This window comes from Streptomyces sp. NPDC033178 (assembly GCF_055577685.1).
In genome coordinates this window covers 1-17,255 of the sequence record NZ_JBVIPT010000022.1, presented here as the reverse complement: position 1 = coordinate 17,255, position 17,255 = coordinate 1, and the positions used below count along the sequence as shown (strand labels likewise).

18 protein-coding genes are annotated in these 17,255 nt (G+C 70.4%); 11 read left to right on the top strand and 7 right to left on the bottom strand.

Annotation, left to right across the window (positions count from 1 at the left end; all coding sequences use genetic code 11):
- Nucleotides 1-7: 7 nt before the first annotated feature.
- On the bottom strand, nt 8-550 hold the full coding sequence (locus ACZ5VQ_RS40460) for a flavin reductase family protein (protein WP_469109367.1): 543 nt from the start codon (nt 548-550) through the stop codon (nt 8-10).
- Nucleotides 547-1,545, bottom strand: a complete 999-nt coding sequence (locus ACZ5VQ_RS40455) for a beta-ketoacyl-ACP synthase 3 (RefSeq protein ID WP_469109366.1) — start codon at nt 1,543-1,545, stop codon at nt 547-549. The genes ACZ5VQ_RS40460 and ACZ5VQ_RS40455 overlap by 4 nt, the downstream gene beginning before the upstream one ends.
- A 610-nt stretch (nt 1,546-2,155) precedes the next feature.
- Between ACZ5VQ_RS40455 and ACZ5VQ_RS40450 the strand changes: the two genes are divergently transcribed.
- A complete protein-coding gene (locus ACZ5VQ_RS40450) occupies nt 2,156-2,761 on the top strand; it encodes a response regulator transcription factor (RefSeq protein ID WP_362075120.1) in 606 nt (201 codons plus the stop codon).
- 12 nt (nt 2,762-2,773) lie between these two features.
- On the opposite strand, the gene ACZ5VQ_RS40445 is transcribed toward ACZ5VQ_RS40450, so the two are convergent.
- The gene (locus tag ACZ5VQ_RS40445; protein ID WP_469109365.1) at nt 2,774-4,018 is read right to left on the bottom strand and encodes a sensor histidine kinase; all 1,245 of its coding nucleotides are present in this window, start codon (nt 4,016-4,018) and stop codon (nt 2,774-2,776) included.
- 150 nt (nt 4,019-4,168) lie between these two features.
- Nucleotides 4,169-4,669: a MarR family winged helix-turn-helix transcriptional regulator gene (locus ACZ5VQ_RS40440; RefSeq protein WP_362075114.1), complete on the bottom strand. Its 501-nt coding sequence runs from the start codon at nt 4,667-4,669 to the stop codon at nt 4,169-4,171.
- Between the two features lie 91 nt (nt 4,670-4,760).
- On the opposite strand from ACZ5VQ_RS40440, the gene ACZ5VQ_RS40435 reads away from it, so the two are divergent.
- The 3 genes from ACZ5VQ_RS40435 to ACZ5VQ_RS40425 all read left to right on the top strand — a co-directional run bounded on the left by ACZ5VQ_RS40435 (nt 4,761) and on the right by ACZ5VQ_RS40425 (nt 8,247).
- Nucleotides 4,761-6,293 carry an MFS transporter gene (locus ACZ5VQ_RS40435; protein WP_469109364.1) on the top strand — a complete coding sequence of 511 codons (1,533 nt, stop codon included), beginning with the start codon at nt 4,761-4,763 and terminating at the stop codon, nt 6,291-6,293.
- A 231-nt stretch (nt 6,294-6,524) separates the two neighbouring features.
- Nucleotides 6,525-7,082, top strand: coding sequence for a hypothetical protein (locus tag ACZ5VQ_RS40430; RefSeq protein ID WP_362075108.1), 558 nt, complete (start codon nt 6,525-6,527; stop codon nt 7,080-7,082).
- Between the two features lie 349 nt (nt 7,083-7,431).
- Nucleotides 7,432-8,247 (top strand): AfsR/SARP family transcriptional regulator, encoded by an 816-nt coding sequence (locus ACZ5VQ_RS40425; protein WP_362075105.1) that lies wholly within the window; start codon nt 7,432-7,434, stop codon nt 8,245-8,247.
- Between the two features lie 123 nt (nt 8,248-8,370).
- On the opposite strand, the gene ACZ5VQ_RS40420 is transcribed toward ACZ5VQ_RS40425, so the two are convergent.
- Nucleotides 8,371-9,429 (bottom strand): DUF6081 family protein, encoded by a 1,059-nt coding sequence (locus ACZ5VQ_RS40420; protein ID WP_469109363.1) that lies wholly within the window; start codon nt 9,427-9,429, stop codon nt 8,371-8,373.
- Between the two features lie 190 nt (nt 9,430-9,619).
- On the opposite strand from ACZ5VQ_RS40420, the gene ACZ5VQ_RS40415 reads away from it, so the two are divergent.
- The 5 genes from ACZ5VQ_RS40415 to ACZ5VQ_RS40395 all read left to right on the top strand — a co-directional run bounded on the left by ACZ5VQ_RS40415 (nt 9,620) and on the right by ACZ5VQ_RS40395 (nt 13,371).
- The gene (locus ACZ5VQ_RS40415) at nt 9,620-10,540 is read left to right on the top strand and encodes a pseudouridine-5'-phosphate glycosidase (RefSeq protein WP_469109362.1); all 921 of its coding nucleotides are present in this window, start codon (nt 9,620-9,622) and stop codon (nt 10,538-10,540) included.
- Nucleotides 10,537-11,220, top strand: a complete 684-nt coding sequence (locus tag ACZ5VQ_RS40410; RefSeq protein ID WP_469109361.1) for an HAD family hydrolase — start codon at nt 10,537-10,539, stop codon at nt 11,218-11,220. The genes ACZ5VQ_RS40415 and ACZ5VQ_RS40410 overlap by 4 nt, the downstream gene beginning before the upstream one ends.
- 71 nt (nt 11,221-11,291) lie before the next feature.
- Complete coding sequence (locus ACZ5VQ_RS40405; RefSeq protein WP_469109360.1) at nt 11,292-12,371, top strand: DUF6081 family protein; 1,080 nt, start codon at nt 11,292-11,294, stop codon at nt 12,369-12,371.
- Complete coding sequence (locus tag ACZ5VQ_RS40400; RefSeq protein ID WP_469109359.1) at nt 12,368-12,913, top strand: lipocalin-like domain-containing protein; 546 nt, start codon at nt 12,368-12,370, stop codon at nt 12,911-12,913. Before ACZ5VQ_RS40405 ends, ACZ5VQ_RS40400 begins: the two co-directional genes overlap by 4 nt.
- Nucleotides 12,913-13,371 (top strand): PPOX class F420-dependent oxidoreductase, encoded by a 459-nt coding sequence (locus ACZ5VQ_RS40395; protein WP_383942977.1) that lies wholly within the window; start codon nt 12,913-12,915, stop codon nt 13,369-13,371. Before ACZ5VQ_RS40400 ends, ACZ5VQ_RS40395 begins: the two co-directional genes overlap by 1 nt.
- Before the next feature lie 101 nt (nt 13,372-13,472).
- Here the strand turns inward: ACZ5VQ_RS40395 and ACZ5VQ_RS40390 are convergent, their stop codons facing one another.
- Both ACZ5VQ_RS40390 and ACZ5VQ_RS40385 read right to left on the bottom strand, forming a co-directional pair.
- Nucleotides 13,473-14,537, bottom strand: coding sequence for an aldo/keto reductase (locus ACZ5VQ_RS40390; RefSeq protein WP_469109358.1), 1,065 nt, complete (start codon nt 14,535-14,537; stop codon nt 13,473-13,475).
- Nucleotides 14,538-14,540: 3 nt separating this feature from the next.
- Complete coding sequence (locus tag ACZ5VQ_RS40385) at nt 14,541-15,008, bottom strand: nitroreductase/quinone reductase family protein (RefSeq protein ID WP_469109357.1); 468 nt, start codon at nt 15,006-15,008, stop codon at nt 14,541-14,543.
- Between the two features lie 134 nt (nt 15,009-15,142).
- Between ACZ5VQ_RS40385 and ACZ5VQ_RS40380 the strand changes: the two genes are divergently transcribed.
- Both ACZ5VQ_RS40380 and ACZ5VQ_RS40375 read left to right on the top strand, forming a co-directional pair.
- On the top strand, nt 15,143-15,817 hold the full coding sequence (locus tag ACZ5VQ_RS40380) for a TetR/AcrR family transcriptional regulator (RefSeq protein WP_469109356.1): 675 nt from the start codon (nt 15,143-15,145) through the stop codon (nt 15,815-15,817).
- Between the two features lie 77 nt (nt 15,818-15,894).
- Complete coding sequence (locus tag ACZ5VQ_RS40375; RefSeq protein ID WP_469109355.1) at nt 15,895-17,031, top strand: acyl-CoA dehydrogenase family protein; 1,137 nt, start codon at nt 15,895-15,897, stop codon at nt 17,029-17,031.
- Nucleotides 17,032-17,255: the final 224 nt, after the last annotated feature.

Here is a 17,255-nt window from a genome sequence, read left to right as displayed (position 1 = left end):
CGGCCGGTCAGGGACGCGGCAGGCGGGGGTGTTCGGGGTGACGCAGCTGCTGGAAGGCCCGGTCGTGGTAGACCAGCGGTTCGCCCCGGCCGGGGAGGACATGGCGCACGGCGCCCACCAGGATGGTGTGATCGCCTGCGGGGTGGCGGGCGTGTACGTCGCAGTCCAGGACCGCGAGCGCGCCCTCCACGGCCGGGAGCAGGCGGGGGGTGGTCACGGTGTCCTCGGCGCGGAACTTGTCGGCGCCCGTGGTGGCGAAACGAGTGGCGAGGGCCCGCTGCTCCTGGCTCAGCAGACTGACCGCGAAGCCCCGGCAGTCCATGAAGGCCTCGTAGGAGCTGGAGGTCTCGGCGAGGCAGACCAGGACCAGTGCCGGATCCATCGAGACGGAGCAGAACGAGGTGGCGGTGAATCCGTACGGACGGCCGTCGGCGTCCTCGGTGGTGACGACTACGACTCCGCCGGCGAGCTGGGCCATGGCGGCCCGGAACCCCTCACGGACCTGAGAGGGCCCGACGTCGGCGACGGCCCGCCGATCGGTGCGGTTCACGGCAGAACCACCACCTGGGAGGCGAAGTTGAGGCCGGCTCCGAAGCCCACGAGGAGCGCGGTGTCCCCGGTGGACGCCTCCTGGGAGGCGAGCAGCGCATCGAGGGCGAGCGGTATGGACGCCGCGGAGGTGTTCCCGGAGCGCACCACGTCGCGGGAGACGGCGGTGGCGCCGGTGAGTCCGAGCCGCTCGGACATCAGCTCGATCATGCGGAGATTGGCCTGGTGGGGGACGAAGGCGCCGAGCTCGGCCGCCGTCAGCCCGGCCTCGCCGACCGTCCGGGCCAGGGCGGGGGCCACCTCGTCCATGGCCCAGCGGAAGACCCGGCGGCCGTCCATGCGCATCCATGGCCGTTCGGGGGCGGCCCCTTCGGCCGTGGCCCAGGGGGCGGTCATCCTCAGCGCGTCGCTGTGGGCGCCGTCGGCCCGCCGTACGACCGGGCCGATCCCCGGTGTCTCGGAGTCGCCGACGACGACCGCGCCCGCGCCGTCCGCGAAGAGGAAGGAGATCGTGCGGTCGGTGGGTTCCACGATGTCCGTCATGCGTTCGGCGCCGACGACCAGCACCCGGCGGGCGCTGCCCGCGCGGACCGCGTCGGAGGCCATGGCCAGCGCATGGCAGAAGCCTGCGCAGGCGGCGGACAGGTCGACGCCCGCGGCGACGCGCGCGCCCAACTCGTGTGCCACGCGCACGGCGAGCGGAGGGGTCTGCACCAGGTTGGACATGCTGGCCACCAGCACGAGATCGACTTCGGCGGGCGTGGTTCCGGCCTGTGCCAGGGCCTTCTCCGCCGCCGCGGCGGCCATCATCAGCAGGGTCTCGTCGTGGTCCGCGAAACGGCGTTCGACGATGCCGCTGCGGGTCTCGATCCACTCCTCGGTCGAATCGATGAGCCGGCAGATCTCGGCGTTGCCGACCACCCGGCGCGGCCGGTAGCCGCCGATCCCGAGAAGCGCGCTGTGGCGGGTCCCGGCTGTCAGGACGGTCCGTGTCATCGCCCTCTCCTCCGTATCGGCTGCGGCATCCGTGAACGGATACGTTCTTCGCGCCCAGCGTCGACGGGGACGGTGGAGAAGCCCTTGAGCTCAGCTCAGGGCGCGGGTGGCGGCGGTGGGCCGCGGCGGGCGGACGACTTCTGCGCAACTGCCCGTGCGGTGGCCACTTTTCATCACGACCCACCCATTCGGAACTCAGGAGGAATATCCGCCATTCGCAAGAGAGTTCACACTACGATGACGGTGGCCGGATGGCTGATGACCAGGTGATCGATCCGTTTTCCGGACCGCGCGGAAAGGTGAAGAGCGTCTGGAATCGATGGTGTTGACACTCGTTCGACTTCGGGGGGATCGCGTGCACGCCGAACAGGACCCTCCTGTCATCGCGCCGTATGCCGGACCGGGTGACGGGCATCGCCCTTTCAGGCAGGAACCGCAGTTCACCGGCATGATCCCCGGCCTGTGGGCCAGGCGCCTCCCGGCCCTCAGCGGGGCGATCCGGCGCAACGGGGTCGCAGGCGACGAAGAAAGCGATTGCCGCCTCATTACCACCACATCGAGCCGCTGACGAGTGAGTGAAAGCTGAACAATAAACTAGGGGGAACAGCTCGTGATACGGCTGATCATTGCCGAGGATGTGCCGATGCTCCGCGGGGCGCTGGTGGCGTTGCTGGAACTGGAGCAGGATCTCAGCGTCGTGGCGGAGGTGGGCAATGGGAACGACATTCTTCCCACCGTGCTGGAACACCGGCCCGACATTGCCGTGATCGATATCGACCTCCCCGGCACCGACGGGCTGACGGCCGCCGCGAAGCTCCGCTCCTGTGTCCCCTCCTGCCGGGTCCTCATCATCACGAGCCTCGGCAACCCGGCGGCGCTCCGCCGCGCACTCGCCGCCCAGGTGGACGGATACGTACTCAAGGACGCACTGCCGAGCGAACTGGCCCAGGCGATACGCAAGGTGGCGGCGGGTCAGCGGGTCATCGATCCGCAACTCGCCCTGATGGCCTGGGACGGCCCGGCGCAGCAGCTGACGCCACGCGAGGTGGACGTACTGCGCCTGGCCGCCGCGGGCGAGGACGTGCGGGTCATCGCGAAGGAACTGCATCTGAGCGTCGGTACGGTGCGCAACTACCTCACGACGATCGTCCACAAGCTCGGTGCCCGAAATCGGGTCGACGCGGTCCGGATCGCCAGGGACAACGGTGTCATCTGACCACCCCCCGTGTCAGCGTGCGTGGTGATGCGTGGGCTGTCGCCCGGTACGGGCCGGAGGTTCGGCGGGCCGGGCCGGCAGAGCGGCGCGCAGATGGAACCAGCCCCACTCGGTGGTGACGGTCAGCCTTCCGCCGACGGCACCCAGCCGGTCGGCGAGATTGCCGAGGCCTCCGCTGCGGCGGCCGGCCTCGGTGCGTGACGCCCCGGCCTCGACGCCGTCGTTGGAGATCGCCAGCCACAGCTCCCCGTCGGCCTCGCCGAACTCGATGCGGCAGTGGCTCGCCGCGCTGTGGCGCAGCAGGTTGGTGACGGCCTCCCGGAGCACTATGGCCAGTATCGAGCCGGTTCGCGGGTCGAGGTCGCCGGGCTCGCCCTCGACCGTGGTCTCCACGTCCGCCGCGTTGAGCACTCCGGACACCGAACGCAGCTCCGCCGTGACGGACATGTTCCGGCAGCCACGGGCGACGGCCCGGACGTCGGCCAGCGCCTGCCGTGCGATGTTCAGCGTCTCGACCAGTTCCTTGCGGGCGCGCTCGTCGTCGACTCCCACCTTCCGCAGCGTCAGTTCACTTTTCAGCGTGATGGCGGAGAGGCTGTAGCCGAGCAGGTCGTGCAGGTCGCGGGCGAAGCGGAGCCGCTCCCCGGAGACAGCGGCCCAGGCCGTCCGGTGGCGCAGCCTGTACTGCTCGACGACGATGTCGCTCAGCCGGGTCAGCCCGTAGACCATCAGCCCGATGACCACGGTGGCGAGCGTCAGATAGACCGACGCGGCGAGGGCGAACGTGGAGAGTGCGAGCGCGAGCACGGCGGAGGCGTTGAGGACGAAGAGGACCCAGGCGAGCGGCGAGCCCCGGAGCACGACCAGCACGGCCCCCGAGAGGAATCCGCCGAAGCCGCCCCACAGCACGCCGAACATGGGGAACGGGGTATAGGCCAGTGCGGCCTGCAGGACAAGTGTCCAGGGACCGACCCTGGCCCTGAGATGAACGGCATAGGGATTGCAGTGAAATAGCTGCAGCCCGAAGAATGCGATCAGTATCAGCACGGCGCCCACGAGACTCAGGGATTCGTGGTGCCACTTCAGCAGATTCAGGATTGCCATCAGTGCGTAGCCCAACTGGACCGCGCCGGTGATGAACAGGGCCAGTCTCAGCCCGGTCGCGCCTAATTCCGCACCGATTCCCGATTCACGGTCATCGGATTCGTAGTCGTAGTCGTAGTGATGGTCGTGGAGTCGATTCTCTGCGTAGACCACGTAGCTTTCCCCCTGCGCATACATGGACCGACCCCCGCAGTCGTTCACGAGGGCGTGCGAACAACCGTCACATCACGGATGTGGCCGGCCCGCCCTTCGGCGGGCCGATTCCGCGAGAGGCACGCCACGGCGCGCGCCTGCGGACGTCGATCAGTCTGCGGTGGCCGCGACCGCCTGTCGGTCCTGCGCGCCCATGAGCTCACGCTCGTACACGCGCAGGGTGTCGATGAAGGTCTGCCGTTCGGCAGGGCTCAGCGGTTCGAGTGCGACCCGCCAGGCGTTCACGCCGTTCTCCAGCCAGCTGCGCACCGCTTCCCGGTACGGCTCGGCGATGCTGACGATCTTGCGGCGCCGGTCGGCCTCGTCCTCCTTGCGGTCCACCACGCCGTACCGGTTCAGCTCCCCGACGAGCAGGCTGACCGTGGCCGGGACCAACTCCAGCCGGGTGGCCAGCTCGCTGACGGCGAGCGGCCCGTCGAAGTACAGGTAGGCCAGCAGGGACAGGTGGCGCGGAGCGAGGTTGTACTCCTCCAACTGCTGAGGCACCGGCGTGCGTTTGGTGCGTGCGACGACACGCGGCATGAGGAGCAGGAGCGTCCGGACCCCGTTGTCGACGCTCAGCCCTGCCCCCTGCCGACCATCGCTTGACATGACACAGCCCCCGCAATAGCTTTGCTTTGAAAGCAAAACAGATTTGTCTTGCTTCCCTTGCTGCTCCCGAGCCTACCGGAAGGGCCGTCCCATGACGGTGGAAGAACAAGCTGATACGGCGCCCCCGGCGCAGTACAGCCCGAAGCGCTGGGCGACGCTGGCCGTCACCCTGTTCGCGGTGTTCATGGACATGGTGGACAACACCGTTCTCAACGTGGCCCTGCCCGCCGTCCAGGAGGACCTGGACGCCTCCTCCGCCCAGCTGGAGTGGTCGGTGGCGGGGTACACGCTGGCCTTCGCCGCCGCCATGATCACCGGTTCCCGCCTCGGCGACCAGCTCGGACGCCGGCGGATCTACCTCATCGGCCTCGGCGCCTTCGTCGTCACCTCGGCGCTGGCGGGCGCGGCGACCAACCCGGAGATGCTCATCGTCTCCCGGATCCTCCAGGGCGCCGCGGCCGCGCTGATGGTGCCGCAGGTCCTGGCGATGCTCCAGGTGGACTTCCCCAAGTCCGAGCGCCCGAAGGCGATGTCCCTCTACGGCATGTCGCTGGCCGTGGGCGGCATCGGCGGCCCCCTGCTGGGCGGCGTCCTCCTGGAGGCCGACCTCTTCGGCCTGGGATGGCGGCCGGTCTTCTACGTCAACGTTCCCGTCGGACTGGCCGCGCTGGTCGCCGCCGCCATCCTCACCCGCGAGTCGCGCGTGGAGACCCGGGAGAGCTTCGACATCCGCGGCACCCTGATCGCGACCGTCGGCCTGATCAGCCTGCTCTTCCCGCTCGTACAGGGACGCGAACTGGACTGGCCCTGGTGGACCTTCGCCCTGATGATCGCCTGCCCGGTGATCCTCTGGCTGTTCGTCCGCTACGAGCACCGGGTGATCGCCCGCGGCGAGTCACCGATCATCGACCCGGCACTGCTGCACCACCGCAGCTCGCTCGGCGGCCTGCTCGTCGCCATCCTGTTCTTCTGCGGGATGGCCTACCAGCTGGTCCTCACGGTCCATCTCCAGACGGGCGAGGGGTACTCCCCGCTGCGCACCGCGGTGGCACTGGTCACGTTCACCCTGGGTGTGGGCATCGGCTCGGCCGTGGCCCCTCAACTGATGCCGCTCGGCCGCCGGGTGGTGCTCCTGGGCTGCGCGGTCATGGCCGTGGGCATGGGGGTCATCACCTGGACCGTCGACCACTACTCCGGCTCGCTGGAGTGGTGGCACCTGGCACCCGGCATGATCGTCTCCGGTATCGGCCTCGCCATGGTGGCGGGGACGCTGCTCACCATCGTGCTGGCCCAGATGCCCAAGTCCGCCTCGGGCGCCGCGTCCTCGCTGATCAACACGTCCATCCAGATCGGCGTGGCCACCGGTGTCGCGATCGTGGGCACCGTCTACTTCACGCTGCTCGAGGACCGGCACTCGCCCACCGACTCGGCGGTCGTCGGCCTGCTGACCGTCGTCGGCCTCTACACACTGGCCGGACTGCTCGCCCTCGTGCTGCCGCCGGGCCGGGTCGACGTGAGCGATGTCGACGCGGACGATGACGACTCCGACCACCACCACGCGACGGCCGCCACCGGCACGGCCCTGCCCCCGGAGGCCGGGACGAAGGCGCGCGTCGCCCCCTGAGAGGGACCCCCGCCCTCGTCAGGGGTGCCCCGCCGCGGATCGGTCGCGGCGGGGCACCGGCATGTCCGCGGTCGGTCGCGGCCGGGCACCCGCGTCCGCGCCCGACGCCGCGGACGCCCCGGAAGCCCTCGACCGATCCTCGATCATCGCGGACCACAGTGTGTGGCACAGGACCTTCGAAACCCTGAGGGCCTTCAGGACCTCGGGGACCTTCAGGAAAGGAACGTGCCCATGCTCTCCGTATCTTCGCGGCGCCTCGTCCGGGGCGGCCTCGGGACACTCGTCGGCGTGCTCGTGCTCCCGCTGATCGGCTCGGCGCCCGCCGGGGCCCAGCAGGACGCGAGAGGGTCGGCCAAGGCGGTCTCCATGACCGAACTCGACTTCCTGCTCGGCGACTACACCTGCGCGTACACCGACCTCACGCTTGAGGAGCCCACCACGGTCACCCTCAACTGGGACACCAAGAAGACCCTTGAGGGCAAGTTCTACGAGATGCACCTCAAGAGCCCCGCGTTCGAGGGGCGCTGGGTCTTTGGCCTGAACACGATCGACAACCAGTACACCTCCTTCTACTGGGACACCTGGGGCAACACCGGAACCGCGTCCTCCGCCGGCTGGAAGCGCGGCATGCTGCGCTTCCAGGGTCCGTACATCACGCCCGGCGGGCACGCGGACAGCAAGGACGAGTTCCGGGTGGTCAACGAGGACCGGTTCACCGACGACGCCTTCATCCGGTTCGAGGGTCAGCCGTGGAAACAGATCAGCCATGTGGACTGCCGCCGGTCCTGAACCGCGGGCGGCGCCCGCGCCGGCACCGAACCGCACCGAGCGCCGCAGAAAGCCCCGCACCCGTCTCCCGGGCCGGGGCTTTTACATTCCGGCCAACAGGTCGATAAATGCGCGTTACATAAGGTTGCCCGCTCCGGCGGAGGTGTGCCAGAATTCACATCCCCAGGGTGTGTCACCCGACACGGCGTCGCACAATATTGGCTTGTTCTCGCCCCACCTTTTCCTCCCCGTGCCGATCACCCCTGCCGGGTATGAGGAATTCATAGGCACAGCCATGGCGGATTCACTATGTCGATCCGAAGTCCTCTGCGAGGCTCCCAATTGGAATTTTCCGACAGGGGGCCTGGATATGGAAATCGAAGTTTTAGGACCGCTCGACATCCGTCTGGACGGCACATCGATCGTGCCGAGCGCGGGCAAGCCTCGGCAGATACTGGCACTCCTCGCCCTGCGAGCCGGACGGATCGTTCCCGTACCGGTTCTCATGGAGGAGATCTGGGGTGACCGAATACCCCGGAGCGCACAGACCACCTTGCAGACCTACATCCTTCAACTCCGCCGCAGGATCAGCGCAGCCCGGCCGGACGTCCGACGACCGACGGCGAAGGACGTACTGTCCACGCGGTTCGGCGGATACCTGTTGTCCGAACCGGTGCACAGCAGCGATGTCGGAACCTTCCAACGACTCACGGCGGAGGGAAGCGCCGCACTGGAGAGGGGCGAGGCCGGCCTGGCCGCCGAAGTACTCGGCCGGGCCCTGGCCTTGTGGCACGGCTCGGCCCTCATCGACGTACCGACGGGGCATGTCCTGGACACCGAGATCCTCGGCATCGAGGAGGCCAGGGCGCGGGCGCTCGAACTGCGGATCGAAGCCGATCTGCGACTCGGCAGGCACGCCGAACTCCTCGGCGAGCTGCGGATGCTGGTCGCCCAGCATCCGATGCACGAGAGCTTCCATGCGCAGCTGATGATCGCCCTGTGCCGTTCCGGGCACACCTGGCGGGCGCTGGACGTCTACCAGCAACTGCGCTCGGCGCTCGTCGGCGAACTCGGCGTCGAACCGTCCGACCGGATACAGCGGCTGCACCAGCAGGTCCTGGGCGGAGGCCTGGACAAACCGCGAAGCACCTATGTGGAGCGCGATCTCGCCCTCGAACTGCGCTAGCACGCGGTTCGAAGCAGGGTGTTGAACCTGCGCGCCGGTGAGAACCGGTAGCGCGCACGACAGCGGGGCCGTCCCAGTTCTGGGCGGCCCCGCTCGGTCGTGTCCCGTGATCCGCTCCCCCGGTCAGGGCCTGCGGATCACCTTCGTCCAGTCCATCCTGATCTCGGAGCCCTGGCCGAAGAGCCGGTTCTCGACCTTGCTGTCGGGGTCGAAGAACTTCTGCTCCACCGGCTCACCGCGCCGCGGATCGAAGTAGAAGCCGTCCTTGTGCTTGAGCCGCACCAGCGCCCCGCCGTCGGCCGCGCCCGGCTTGGCCCCGTCCAGCAGACTGCCCAGGCCCATGCCGCAGGTGATCTGGTCGAGCTCGACCGGCTCCTCCTCGCCGCCGTGGTCGAGCGTCATGTACTTGCGGTCGAAGGCCCGCGTGCCGATCTTGTCGGTCTGGAGCTTCTGGCGACCGTCCACGAACCAGGTCACCCGCTTGCCGCTCTGGTCCAGCCGGACCTCCAGCTCGTGCATCGCCCCCCGCGCCGTCTTGGCCAGCGGGATCGCGTAACCGTAGGAGGCGTAGTCCTCCGTCTCGCTCGGCAGACGCTCGTAGATGGCGTAGATGGTGTCGTTCGTGACCGAGAAGTCGGCGATCGCCCGGGACTCGAAGTCGGCGGTGATCAGCGCGATCGAGGCGAGCCGGATGTCGGACGCCGGGTCCTTGACGGTGCTCCCGAACGGGTTCTCGGTGCCGAAGGTCCGGCCCGCCACCTTGTGCACACAGCTGATGGAGCCGGTGTCCGGCACCTCGAAGCCCGGGACGTTCTCGGCGGTGAACCGGTTGGGGAAGGCGATCCACTTGATGTGGTCGTCCGAGTCCGCGCCGCCGTCCGGGCCGGTGCTGCGGGCGTAGGCCGGGTCGCCCGTCTTCGGGTTGACGCCCGTGGGCACCACGTTGAGCACGCCGCCCGGCGTGGTGACGACGGCGTCCCCGGTCGGCCACTCCGCATCGCCCTGGAGCAGCCAGTTGCCGTTCTCACCGGTGGTGAAGCCGGTGCCGTACGTGTCCTGGAACAGGACGGTCCCGCCGTCCGCCCCCGCCTGCGACGCCGTCGGCGCGGACTGCGCGGTCGCCGGCAGCAGCGCCACCACGGCCGCCGCGGCCACCACGGCGTACGCGACCTTGTGTCTCATCGTTCCCCTTGCCACAACTACCCCCTGTTTCAGCGGTTTCCGGTTCCGCGACCGTGCCGGAAGGCACCGGAGTTTCTCTTGAGGACCGCTGCGGCCCGAGCTTCGACAGCTCCTCGACCGGGGCTCCAGCGGGGGCGGGGAGGGTGGCCTGGCGAGTCAGTTCCCGCACCTCAGGAAGGACACCCCGGACATGGAACGACAGCCCGACCAGCTGCTAGAGGTCAGCGACGAGATCGCCACCGCGCTCGCGGAACGGCGTCCGGTGGTGGCGCTGGAGTCCTCGCTCATCACCACCGACCCCTCGTCCGAGACCGCCTCACTGATCGAGAAGGCGGTACGGGGCGCCGGGGCCGTACCCGCCACCATCGGGATCGCCGGCGGGAAACTCGTCGTCGGTCTGACCGACTCCCTCATCGAACGCTTCGCCTCCACCAAGGGCATTCCGAAGATCAGCGCGCGGGACATCGGCGGCGCGCTGGCCGGCGGCGGACTCGGGGCGACGACGGTGGCCGGCACCATCGTGATCGCCGAGCGGGCCGGCATCCAGGTCTTCACCACGGCGGGCATCGGCGGCGTGCACCGCCGGGGCCAGGACACCCTCGACATCTCCCCCGACCTGCTCCAGTTCCGCAAGACGAAGATGACCGTGGTCTCCGGCGGCGCGAAGAGCATCCTGGACCACCGGCTGACCGCCGAGTACCTGGAGACAGCCGGTGTCCCCGTGTACGGGTACCGCACCGACAGGCTCGCGGCCTTCGTGGTGCGCGAAGCCGATGTGCCCGTGACCCGCATGGACGACCTGCACACCGCCGCGCGCGCCGCCGAGGCGCACTGGCAGGTCAACGGACCCGGCACGGTGCTGCTCACCACTCCCATCGACGAGCAGGACGCGGTGGACGAGGCGGTCGTCGAGGCGGCCATCGCCGAGGCCCTCGCCCAGTGCGACCAGGAGGGCATCGTCGGCAACGCGGTCAGCCCGTACCTGATGAAGGCGCTCGCCAGGGCCTCCGGCGGCATGCTGCCCAAGGCCGGCCGCTCCCTGCTGCTCAGCACCGCCCGGGTCGCGGGAGAGTTCTCCGCCGCCCTGAGCGCCGTACAGGCGGAGCGGTGAGCGGCGCCCCCGCCGCGGCGGACCGTGGGGTGATCCTCGACCTCGACGGCACGCTCGCGGACACCCCCGCCGCCATCGCCACCATCACCGCCGAAGTCCTGGCGGCGATGGGCACGGCGGTGTCCCGAGGGGCGATCCTCTCCACCGTCGGCCGCCCGCTGCCCGCCTCCCTCGCCGGGCTGCTGGGCGTTCCCGTGGAGGACCCGCGGGTGGCCGAGGCGACCGAGGAGTACGGGCGGCGGTTCGGCGCCCATGTGCGGGCGGCCGGTCCGCGGTTGCTGTATCCCGGGGTCCTCGAAGGGCTGGACCGGCTGTCCGCCGCCGGTTTCCGGCTGGCCATGGCGACCTCGAAGGTCGAGAAGGCCGCGCGCGCCATCGCCGAACTCACCGGTCTGGACACCCGGCTGACGGTCATCGCGGGCGACGACAGTGTCGAGCGCGGCAAGCCGCACCCCGACATGGCCCTGCATGTCGCCAAGGGGCTCGGGCTCGCTCCGGAGCAGTGCCTGGTGATCGGTGACGGGGTGCCCGACGCCGAGATGGGGCGGGCCGCCGGAATGACGGTGATCGGGGTCTCGTACGGCGTGTCAGGCCCCGACGAACTGATGCGGGCGGGAGCGGACACGGTCGTGGACTCCTTCCCGGCGGCGGTCGCCGCCGTACTGGACGGACACCCGTGAACGCGCCCCGCACGCCCCGCACCCCGCGCGCAGACGCACCCCTGGACACCCCGAGGAAAGGAGCGGTTCCGATGCCGCGCAGAACGTTCGTCTCCCGGCACGGCCTGCTGCTCGCCGCCGCCGCACTGGGCACCGTCATGACGACTCCAGGGACCTCCACCGCCAAACCGGGCAGCCGTGGCTACCGGATGGTCTGGGACGACTTCGCCGAGGGGTTCCGCACCGAGGGCGAGGGCGCCCGGTGGTTCCACGTGGCGGGCGGCCCCTACCGGGCCGACGACGGCATCGTCACGACCCGCCCGGGCGAGCTGTCCGTACGGGCACGCGGCAGCCACCCCGCGACCGGCGAGCCGGCGTTCACGCAGACCATCCCCGCCGAGAACCCGGTCGGCATGCCGGGCTCCGGGGACCACGCCAAGTTCATCGCGTACACCAGTCACACCGCCTCCAGCGGCCACCCGGGTTTCGACGCCCACGAGGGCTACGAACTCCTCTTCGAGACGCGGCTCTCCGGCCGGACCTACGGCACCGCCGACCACCCCTTCGGGGACGCGGTGCGGGATCCGGAGGACGATCTGCGGCTGGCCTCCGCGATGATGCTGACCACCGACCCGGAGAGCTCCGTCTCCTTCGACTTCGTGGTCACCAACAAGCGGATCTACGCCTGGTACGGGCGCCCCACCTTCCTGCGCGGCCAGTTGGGCGACTACGCCTCGTTCGCGCACACCGTGCCGTTGGTCGCGCGACGGCCCGGCGACAGCCACGACTTCGGCATCGCCTACGACCGCGCGGCCGGGGTGGTGCGCTGGCTCATCGACGGCGAGGAGCACTTCCGGGTGGACCGCATCGGACACCGTCTCGACCGGTCCACCGCGACCCTGGACGAGGGCGGCGAGGAGACGCTGGTCAAGCCGCGGCAGCTCAACGCCGGGCTCGGACTGCTGACCCTGCTGGACGCGTCCTGGCCCACCGACAAGGGCCTCGTACGGCTCTCCGCGCGCAAGCACACCACGTACTACCGGCCCTCGGTCGGTGCGCCGCAGGAGCAGACCTTCGCCGACGAGGACAGCACCGACGCCGGGCGGCTCTTCGGACAGGGCGCGGCCGTGCGGCTCGGCTCCTACCGCGTGACCAGCAGGCGCTCGCGGTGACGCCGGAAGAGGTCGTCGGAGTGTGGCGGCTGGCCTCGTACACGGAGGTGGGCGAGGACGGGGGCACGGTGGCGGGGCCGTTGGGCGAGGCGCCGGCCGGGCTGCTGATCTACACCGCGGACGGCCATGTCGCGGTGAGCATGATGAAGACCGGCGAGGCCCCGGCCCTGGAGACCTACATGGGCTACTCGGGGCAGTGGCGGCTGGCCGGGGACCGGATGACGCACCGGGTCCAGGTCAGCGCCCATCCGCGGATGGCGGGCACCGAACAGATACGCCGGGTCACGCTCGACGGCGAAACGCTGTCGCTGCGCGGCACGGCCGTGACACCGGTGGGGGGCCGCGCGCCGGAGCGCGTGCTCACCTGGCGGCGCGCGAAGCCCGACGGCATCGCAGCCGACAGCATCGCAACCGACCGCATCGCAGCCGACAGCACGGCATCCGACAGCACGGCGTCCGACAGCTCAGGGTTCGACAGCACAGAGTCCGACAGCACGGCGTCCGACGAGACGGCGGAACAGCAGGAGAAGGAGACGCACTGATGCCCAACTACGTGGACGCGCCCGAGGGTTGGTGGCGGGAGTTCATCATGGCCGATCCGCCCAGGACCGCGAAGGCCTCGGTGGTCCGCAAGGACGGCAGCCCCCATGTCGTCCCGGTCGGAGTCATCATGGACGGCGACGACATCATCTACACGTGCCAGAAGGACAGCGTGAAGGGCCGCTCCCTGCAACGGGACGGCAGGATCGCGATGCTGTGGGACGACGAGCGTCCGCCGTTCTCGTTCGTGCTGGTGCGCGGGCGGGCGACGCTCAGCGAGGACATCGACGAACTGCGTACCTGGACCGCCCGGATCGGTGGCCGGTACCACGGCAAGCGGCGCGAGGAGGAGTTCTCCGAGCGGTTCACCATCCCCAACGGCGTCGTGGTCCGGGTGAAGGTGGAACAGATCGTCGCCAAGGTGAATCTGTCGGAGACCGTGAACGTGAAGGACGCGTAGCCCTTCCGGGGCCGGTGCGGTGACACAACAGTGCGGCGGAGCGGGCCGGTTGGCCGCTCCGCCGCACTGTTGGTTCAGGCACCACACTTCCGGCGGAGCGCTCAGGCGGCCCCGTACCGGTCGTCGGCCGGCACCCGTCGCGCGGTCGTCCGCAGGTCGTCGACCTGCTGCCAGCGGTCGCCGTAGATGGCGTCCCGCATGGCCGGGAAGCGCAGGAAGTCGTGCGGGAAGCCCGGCTCCACACGGCTGACCCGTTCCAGGCCCGCCAGCCAGTCGTCCTCCAGCACGGCTTCGACGGCGCCCAGGTTGTCGGCGAGCTGCTCGGGCTTCGTGGCACCGAGGATCGGCACCACGTTTCCGGGCCGGGACAGCAGCCAGGCCAACGCCACCTGGGCGGGGCTGACTCCGGCGGCCTCGGCGACCCGCACGGTCTCCTCCACGACGTCGTCGCCGGGGCCGGTGCCGCCCTGCCCCCAGGCCACGTGGTCCAGCCGCCCCTCCTCGGAGCGCAGGTACTTGCCGGTGAGCCGCCCGTCGGCCAGCGGGCCCCAGGCGAACACCGGCAGGTCGAAGGCGTGGGCCATCGGGAGGAGTTCACGCTCGACGGTGCGCTCCAGCAGGTTGTACCTGATCTGCAGTCCCGCGAAGGGCGACCAGTCACGCAGTTCGGCCAGGGTGTTGGCCTGGGCCACCTCCCAAGCGGGCCAGTCGGACACACCGACGTAGAGCACCTTGCCCGCGCGCACCTGGTCGTCCAGCGCCCGCATCACCTCGGGCACCGGGGTGAGGGTGTCCCGGGCGTGCACCCACAGCATGTCCAGGTGGTCCGTGCCGAGCCGGCGCAGGCTCGCCTCCAGGGAACGCACCAGGTTCTTCCGGTGGTTGCCCGCGGAGTTCAGGTCACCCGGCCGCGTCTGCATCGTGTACTTGGTGCTGAGGACGAACTGGTCGCGGCGTCCGGCGAGCAGCTTGCCGAGCGCCGTCTCCGCCGATCCGTCGCCGTACTCGTCCGCGGTGTCGATGAAGTTGCCGCCGGCCTCGGCGTACTGGTCGAAGATCCGCGCGCGCGTCGCCTCGGGGAGTTTCCAGTCGTCGCCGAAGGTCATGGTGCCCAGCGCCAGCCTGGATATCCGGACCCCGGTCCTGCCGAGAAGCGTGTAGCGCACGGCTCAGTCCTTCCGGCTCAGTATGACCAGGGGGATCTTCCGCTCGGTCTGGGCCTGGTAGGCGGCGAAGGCCTGCACCTCGGCGGCGGCCTCGGCGAAGAGACGGTCGCGCTCCTCGCTCCCGGCCGGCACCTCGGTCGCGATGGCCGAGTAGGTCTCCTCGCCGGTCTCGACGGTCACCCGGGGATTCACCTTGATGTTGTGGAACCAGGCGGGGTGGGTGTCCGCGCCGCCGTTGCTGCCGAAGATCAGCAGGCTGCCGTCGGCCTGGGCGAAGAAGAGCGTGGGCACCGTGCGCACCACGCCGGACTTCGCCCCCTTGGTGGTGAGCAGGATGAGCGAACCGCCCTCGAAGGGGCCGCCGACCTTGCCGCCGTTCTGCCGGAACTCCTGCATGACCGGGAGGTTGTAACTGCCCGGGTCTCCTTCGGCGGGTGTGGTGGGCGCGGGGTCGAACTGGTCAGCAGCCACGGGGACTTCCTCTCGGCGAGACAAGCGGAGATTTCTCCATATCGATACGCGCGCCGAGCCTAAGCGGAGAGACTTCCGTATCGCAAGCAACGACCTCGTACGCCACTGGAGAAGGGCGAACTATGCTCACGGCCATGGCCGCAGCCCCATCCGAACGCGCCGACGCGGTGCGCAACCGACAGAAGATCCTGGCCGCGGCCGCCCGTCTGGTGGCCGCCGGAGCAGCGGAGCGGCTCTCCCTCGACGAGGTGGCCCGGGTGGCGGACGTGGGCGTGGGCACGGTCTACCGCCGCTTCGGCGACCGCGCCGGACTGGTCTTCGCGCTCCTGGAGGAACAGCATCAGCTGTTCCGGGCCCGGGTGGTGGAGGGCCCGCCCCCCTTGGGGCCGCAGGCCGACGCCGGTGAGCGGCTGCGTGCCTTCCTGCACGCGCTCGTCGACCTCTCCGTCGGGCAGCGGGAACTGCTGCTGCTCGCCGAGTCCAGTTCGCCGCCCGCGCGCTACGTCAGCGACTCCTACGACTTTCAGCACGCGCATGCCGGCCGGCTGATCGCCGAGCTGCGCCCGGACGCCGACGCGGACTTTCTGGCGGACGCGCTGCTGGCCCCCTTCGCGCCCAGCCTGATCGACCACCAGAGCCGGGTCAGGGGCTTCTCGCCGGAGCGCATCAAGGCCGGCTTCGACCAGCTCCTGAGCAGCACGCTGGAGTCGGGAGCGGTGACGGCGGCCGCTGTCGAGCCGACCTCCAGCCGCCTTCCAGCGGAGGCCGGGACCGTGGCGGACGACGGGTGCGCGAACGCACGCCGCTGACGGCATGGCCGCCTGGAGTGCGACGTCCATGCCCACGGCTGCTTCCCCGCACGACGCGGTCCATGGGAGGCGCAAGGATGCTGGACACCGAGGAACTGGCCCAACAGGCCGCCGAATCCGCGCGAGGGGCCGAGGAGGCCCGCAAGCTCGACCCCGACGTGGTCAAACTGCTGGTCGAGGCCGGTTTCGCCCGGCACTTCGTACCCCGGGAGTGCGGCGGCGCCGAGGGCACCTTCGCGGAGCTCACCGAGGCGGTGGCGCGGGTCGGCGCCGCCTGCCCCGCCACCGCCTGGTGCGCCTCGCTGGCCGCCAACCTGGGCCGGATGGCGGCGTATCTGCCCGCCGAGGGTTACCGGGAGGTGTGGGCGCAGGGGCCCGACGCGCTCGTCGTCGGCTCCCTCTCCCCCTTCGGGCAGGCCGCCCCCGCGGCCGGCGGCTGGACAGTCTCCGGGCGCTGGCCCTACATCAGCGCCGTGGCGTACGCGGACTGGCTGCTGCTGTGCGCCACGCTGCCCGACGGGGCCGGGCCCCGGGTCTTCGCGGTTCCCCGGGACGAGGTGGAGGTCGTGGAGAGCTGGGAGAGCGTCGGTATGCGGGCCACCGGCAGCCACACGGTGGTCGCCTCCGGCGTGTTCGTTCCCGAGCGGCGCACCTTCGCCCGCGCCGACCTGCTGACGGGCCGCCCCACGGCGTCCACGGCGCCCTGTCACACCGTGCCGCTGGAAGCTGCCAACGGGCTCTCCTTTGCCGGGCCGCTCCTTGGCGCCGCCGAGGGCGCGCTCGGCCAGTGGTCGGCCTACGCGGTGGTCAAGGCGCGCTCCGTACTCCTGCGGCCCCAGGCACCGGGCCCCAGCCGCGAGGCACTCGCCGGCGTGCTGGCCCACTCGGCCGGGGAGACGGACGCCGCACGGCTGCTGCTGGAGCGGTGCGCGCACGTCGCCGACCTGGGCGCTGAGGTGACGCCCGAGCAGACCCGGCGCAATCTGCGCGACACCGCCCTGTCCGTGCGGATGCTGGCCTCCGCGGTCAACCGGCTCGCGGCGAACGGCGGCACCACGGGTTACGGGGAGAGCGCCCCGCTGCAGCGCTACTGGCGGGACGTCAACACCTCGGCCACCCACGTGGCGCTCCAGTTCGAATCGGCGGCGCTCGCCTACGCCGAGGGACGGCTGTGGACCACGGAGACCACCAGCAGTCCGGCAGTGGCGCGCTAACGGCCGCCAAAACGGACAGGGCCGGCCGGCCCCGGGAGACGGGGTCGGCCGGCCCTGTCACGGCAGTTCAGGCGGGATGTGGGACGCGTCGGGGGGGGGGGGGGGGGGGGGGGGGGGGGCAGAAGAAGGGGGGGGGGGGGGGGGGGGGGCGCCGAAAGAGCGGGAGGAGGGGTATCCCTTACCATGCGCCGTCGCACGCCCACACACACCAGCACCCGACGAAA